5 protein-coding genes and 2 pseudogenes are annotated in these 5737 nt (G+C 68.2%); 6 read left to right on the top strand and 1 reads right to left on the bottom strand.

What is annotated here, in order from left to right:
* From ACWD5O_RS36805 to ACWD5O_RS36825, 5 genes are all read left to right on the top strand, one after another.
* The coding region (locus ACWD5O_RS36805; RefSeq protein ID WP_450088138.1) for a carbohydrate ABC transporter permease at positions 1-786 on the top strand (786 nt) is incomplete at its 5' end.
* Positions 787-1683 carry a carbohydrate ABC transporter permease gene (locus ACWD5O_RS36810; protein WP_450088139.1) on the top strand — a complete coding sequence of 299 codons (897 nt, stop codon included), beginning with the start codon at positions 787-789 and terminating at the stop codon, positions 1681-1683.
* Positions 1680-2615 (top strand): N-acetylglucosamine kinase, encoded by a 936-nt coding sequence (locus tag ACWD5O_RS36815; protein WP_450088140.1) that lies wholly within the window; start codon positions 1680-1682, stop codon positions 2613-2615. Before ACWD5O_RS36810 ends, ACWD5O_RS36815 begins: the two co-directional genes overlap by 4 nt.
* A gap of 47 nt (positions 2616-2662) precedes the next feature.
* Positions 2663-3856 carry a hypothetical protein gene (locus ACWD5O_RS36820; RefSeq protein ID WP_450088141.1) on the top strand — a complete coding sequence of 398 codons (1194 nt, stop codon included), beginning with the start codon at positions 2663-2665 and terminating at the stop codon, positions 3854-3856.
* A complete protein-coding gene (locus ACWD5O_RS36825; protein ID WP_354965877.1) occupies positions 3849-4598 on the top strand; it encodes a sugar isomerase domain-containing protein in 750 nt (249 codons plus the stop codon). The genes ACWD5O_RS36820 and ACWD5O_RS36825 overlap by 8 nt, the downstream gene beginning before the upstream one ends.
* Positions 4599-4751: 153 nt before the next feature.
* On the opposite strand, the pseudogene ACWD5O_RS36830 reads toward ACWD5O_RS36825, so the two are convergent.
* Positions 4752-4878, bottom strand: a pseudogene (locus ACWD5O_RS36830) (IS982 family transposase); the annotation flags it as partial.
* Between the two features lie 301 nt (positions 4879-5179).
* Between ACWD5O_RS36830 and ACWD5O_RS36835 the strand changes: the two are divergent.
* Positions 5180-5640, top strand: a pseudogene (locus tag ACWD5O_RS36835) (transposase family protein); the annotation flags it as partial.
* Positions 5641-5737 lie beyond the last annotated feature (97 nt).

Here is a 5737-nt window from a genome sequence, read left to right on the forward strand (position 1 = left end):
GCGATCTCACCCGCCCCCTTCGCCTCCACAGAGGCCATTCACTCCACAGGTCCCCAGCTCAGAGCCCTACCGCCCGACTACGCAATCGCCCTGGCCCTGGGGCACAATGTCCTCTTCTTCGTCGGCACCATGGCGATCCAGAACACCGTCGGACTGGGCCTGGCGGTGCTCCTGCACCGCAATCCCTGGGGCAAGCGGCTGTTCCAGACGCTCTTCTCGCTTCCCTACCTGATCAGCCCGCTGATCGTCGGCTACATCTGGTCGCTCCTGCTGAGTCCCACCTTCGGCCCGATCAATTTCGCGCTCAGAGCAGTCGGCCTGGACGCGTGGGCGCGGCCATGGCTCGGTGAGCCCGACCTCGCGCTGCCCGTACTGATCCTGGTCAACGCCTGGCAGTGGATCGGCGGACCAATGCTCATCTTCGGCGCCGCCCTGGCCGGTATCCCTCGTGAATTGGAGGAGGCGGCCGCGATGGACGGCGCGTCAGCGACTCGGGCGTTCTGGAGCATCCGCTTCCCGCTCCTGATGCCGGCGGTCGGCGTGATCACCGTGCTGACGTTCATCGGATGCTTCAACATCTTCGACCTTGTCTACGCGCTGGGTGGTTCCGACGGAGGCCCCGGCGGCGCCATGGACGTGCTGGGCCTGCTCTATTACCGAACCGCCTTTCAGGGCGGCAGCAACGCGATCGGAGAGTCGTCGGCGTTGGCCATGCTGATCTTCGTGCTCATCTTCGGGGTTTCCCTGGCCTTGGAGCGGGCGCTGCGCCGCCGGGAGGTCCACTAGATGAAGACGCTGCACGCCGCCCCTCGCGCGGCATGGAAAGCCAGGGCTGACCTCCCACCTCCGCGCGGCACCCGCCAGCGTCCGCTACTCCACACCGCCGGCCGCCAGCTCATCCTGTGGGCCTACGCCGCGGTCGCCTTCGGCCCGCTGCTGCTGGTGCTGATCGGATCGCTGCGGCCCAACGCGGATATCCTCCGGGCACCGGTCGGGCTGCCCAACTCGTTCGACCTGAGCAACTACACGCGCGCGTGGCAGACCGCGTCGATCTCGACGTACTTCATCAACTCGCTGACCGTCACCTGCGCTTCGGTGGCACTGTGCGTCAGCGTCTCGGCGATGGCCGCCTACGCCCTGTCCAGGTGGAAATTCCGGGGCCGCGCCCTGCTGGCGGCGTTCTTCCTGTCCGGGTTGATGATTCCCGCGAAGCTCGGCCTGCTACCGGTGTTCTACATGTTCCAGTCGATAGGTCTGATCGACAGCCGGATCGGGTTGGTACTGCTCTACGCGGCGAGCGGGATCCCGTTCTCGGTTTTCGTGATCATGGGTTTCATGCGGGGACTGCCCGGCGAACTGGAGGAGGCCGCGCGGATCGACGGGGCACACGAGGGCCGGCTGTTCGTGTCGGTCGTCCTGCCCCTGATGCGGCCGGCGATCGCCGTGGCCACGGTCTTCCAGTTCGCGCCGACCTGGAACGACTTCTTCTATCCGTTGGTGCTGCTGCGCAGCGGGGACAAGTACACCATCCCGGTCGGGCTGACCCGGTTCTTCGGCGAGTTCGCCGCCGATCGCGGCACCCTGTTCGCCGGACTCGTGATCGCCCTGGTGCCGCTGGCCGTGGTGTTCGCACTCGCGACCAAGCAGATCGTCGCGGGCCTGACGGCAGGGATGTCGCGTTGACAACGACGATCACCATCGACGGCGGCAAGTCGGAGCTTCGGCTTCTGCTACATACCCCGGCGGGCCGCCACCTCGGTGTTGGCCCGGGCTTCTCCTACCGGCCACAAGAGGACGGCGTGGACCGGATCCTGGCCGCAGTTCGTGGCGCCGCAGCGACGATCTCCCTTCCCGCGCAGGTGTCGGGCGTGGTAGCCGGCCTGACCGGCGTCCCGGGGGAGCACGCTGAGCGCCGGCGACTTGCCGTCGCCCTCGAACGGGAGTTCCGCGGCCCGGCCGTGGTCGTGGAGGACAGCATCCTCGCGCACGCCGGCGCTCTCGGCGGTCCCGGCGTACTGCTATGTGTCGGGACCGGAACGACCGTGCTCGCGGTGGACACCGACGGCGCACACGCCCGGCTCGACGGCTGGGGTCCCCATCTCGGGGACCGCGGCAGCGCGTACGCCATCGGACTGGCCGGGATGCGCGCAGCGGCCGCGTCGTACGACCAGGTCGGGCCGGCAACCGTGCTGGTCGACCCCCTCGTCGCGGCGCTCGGCGGCGTCGACCTGGCCTCGCTTCAGAAGTACTACCGGGACCCGGCCATGATCTCGCGTACGGCGGCCTTCGCTCGCGAGGTGAACGACGCAGCCGCCCAGGCCGACCCGGTGGCGTGCCGGATCTGCGTCGAGGCCGCGACCGATCTCGCCGACGCGGCGCAAGCGGCAACCGACCGACTCGGGCTCAGCGGGGCAGCACGCCGGGTGTCCTTCAGCGGACGGCTGCTGACCCCGGGCGACGCTCTCTACCAGGCACTGTCGGCCGAACTCGAGGCCAAAGGGCTGCCCCTGGTCACGCCCAGAGCGGAGCCGCTCGACGGCGGTCCGGTGCTCCTGAACGGTGCCGCCCCGTATGCACGCCTACTTGGATGCCAGCAATCCGGTGGCGACGCATGAGGGCCGGACACGGGGTGGCACGTCTCGAGGTCGTGCCCGGAGAACCCATGGGTGGGTACGTCGACCGCTCCGACGGCGTCCAGAACGTGCTCGACCCGCTGGAGGTCCACGTCGTGACCTTCGCCGACGAGGGCCACCGGTTCGCGTTGGTGGTCGCGGACCTGATCTGCGTCAACGTCGACGTCGTCGACCGTATTCGGACCGCCCTGCGCGACGTCGGCGTGCAGTCCTGCTGGGTCGCCGCCACGCACACCCACGCCAGTCCCGAGGCGGGCTGCAGCCCCGGCGGCGACGCCACGCCACGGCACCTCGCCGACCGGCTCGAAGCCGCATCGCTCGTGGCCGCGCGATCCGCCATAGCTTCCGAGCGTGCCGCCAGACTCGACTCTGCCCGCACGTTGGTCCCCAAGCTGGCGGGTCACCGCAACATCGCTGACCCGGGTCCCCTGGACATTCCCGTCGACACCATTGTGGTCACCGCAGGTACCGACGTGGTGGGGTTGGTCGTGGTCTCGCCGGTCCACCCGACCATTCTTCCCGCCGACAACAATCATGTGAGCGCGGACCTCAACGGCGGCATCCGCCGGGCGCTGTCCACGCCTGACAGGTGGGTGGTCGTCGCCACCGGTGCGGCCGGTGACATCAGTACCAGGCACACCCGTCAGGGGCGGGGGCTTGACGAGGTGGATCGGCTCGGCGTCTGGTTGGCGGACCGGGTCGAACCGGTGTCGCCACGCGTCAGCAGGGGTACCCCGACGCCGGTACGCCCGCCGGTCTCGCGAACAGTGGCGCTTGCGCCGAAACAGCGAGCTGAGCTTGACGTCGCTGTGCGTCGGGCCCCGCCGCCAGGGAACGAAGACGAACGCATCCACCGGGTTCTGCAACAGGGACTGCGGATCGCGGAGGAACAGGCTGCCCGCCAGCGCACGGAACCGTATGTGATCGACGTAGAGGCGGTGGACCTCGACGGGGTCACGGTGGTGGCCGTTCCCGGCGAGCTGTTCCTGGAGCTGGGCGAAACGATCCGTTCCGCAGCGGCGGACCAGGTTAGGGACATTGTGGTCCTCGGCTATGCGAACGGCTACCTCGGCTACCTACCCACCCGTGACACGCAACCCTGCTACGAAACCTATGCCAGTCCCGTCACCTCGGGCAGCGGCGAGATCATCGTCGAGACCGCCGTGGAGACGGCCGTAGAGGCCGTCCGAAACCGTGAACAACCCAGGAGGATCAGTGCCTGAGCCCGCCTACGCCAACATCGCCCGGACCGCACTCGAACAGGTCCTGGCAACACAACTCGACGCCATCGAGGCAGCGGCCGGGCTCGTCGCCGACGCCATCACCGCCGGGGGTGTATTACAGGCGTTCGGGACCGGCCACTCGCGAATCGTCGCCCTCGAACTCGCGGCGCGTGCCGGCGGGCTCGCCGCCGTCAGCATGCTCGCGGTCAAGGATCTCGTGATGTTCGGTGGCGCCGAACCGGGGCCGATCCTTGATCCGACGTACGAGCGCGAGTCCGGCCTGGCCGAGCGGATCTACCACCTCGCCGCGCCCTCCGAGCACGACGCCTTCCTGATCGTTTCCAACTCCGGCATTAACGCCGCCGTCATCGAGATGGCGGCGCTGGCCCGCAAGCACGCGCATCCGATCGTGGCGGTCACCTCACTGGCACACACTCGCTCGGCCGGTGCCCGTTCGACACACGGACCGCATCTCGCTGACTTGGCGGATGTGGTCATCGACAACCGCGCCCCGGCGGGGGATGCGGCATTGGAGATCACCCCAGGAGTTCGGATAGGGGCTGTTTCGTCGCTCACCGGAGTCCTCATCGCGCAGCTGCTCACCGAACTGATCTGCGGTCAGTTGCTGGGCCGCGGCATCGATCCGCCCGTCCACGTGTCCGCGAATCTCGCTCAGGGCGACGCGCACAATCGCGTCCTCTATGAGCGGTACCGCGATCAGGTCCGCCCGATTGAACCCTGACCCGCCACGGACGAAGGCCTTCAGGCGTCGGGGGAGGAGCTGAGACGCTCGGTCGGGATGGCCGAGTCGACGTGTGCTCCCAGAGAACACCGAAGTAGTCACCTCGCCAGCGACCCAAAAGATTGTCTACGCTGCCGGCCCCGCTCGCCGCGTTCTGTTCGAGGTCGAGTTGGCCTTTCAGCGTGTCGTTGACCGACCCGGCGAGCTGCCGATTGTTTTGAGTAGGTGCTTGTCCGGGCGTCGGGTGCGTTTGCTACGACCGTCGTAGTAAACGCACCCCACACCCGGCTGTCTGTCGAGTCCGCCCCGGCGTCGGCTGAGTAGTAACTCCGTGAATAGGAACGTTGAAGGGCCTCGGCCGGGCAAAGGCCGCAGCGGTGGCCGTCGAAGTGATCACCATCCAGGTGCAGCATCTGCTGGCCGCGACGACACCGGCTACGAGCCGGCAGTCGGTCTGTGCCTCGTTACGGCTTAGCCGGGCAGATCGAGAAGGTCGCCGAAGCGATTGCGAGCGCCGAGGGGACGTCTCGTAACCCGGCTGCGATCCCATGAGGACGGTCAACGAAGATGTCGTGGTGTAGGTGATCTCCTCAGTCCGGCCGGAGTGGATCTTCCCGTTCACCGGTCTGCAGCCCGCCCAGTTCCGTAAGCTGGTGCGCTTGGTTGCCGAGCGTGGCGGGGACGCCGTCGCTGACGGTTGGTCGGGACGGCAGTGGGCCGTCGACCTGCCCGACCGGGTACTGCCGGTGGCGGCGTACTGGCGCACCAACCTGACGATGCGGCAGATCGGGCCGCTGTTCGGGGTGTCCACTCCGCCGCCCACCGGGTCATCGACACTTTGGGTCCGCTGCTGGCCCTGGCCCCGGTCCGCCGGTGCCCGGTCGATCAGATCGCGATCGTCGACGGCACGCTGATCCCTACCAGGGACCACCGGCTGGCCGCGCGGAGCAAGAACTACCGCTACTCGACCAATCTGCAGGTCGCCATCGACGCTAGCACCCGCCTGGTCATCGCCGTCGGCGATCCGCAGCCAGGCAACAGGAAATCGCCACCTGGCAGCGGTCCTCCTCCGTCCCGTTGACCGCGACCCGGCCGGACGGTCCTGACCGGATGGCACTGCTGGCAGGGCGGGTCAGCCC

Source organism: Micromonospora sp. NPDC005161, from assembly GCF_053599855.1.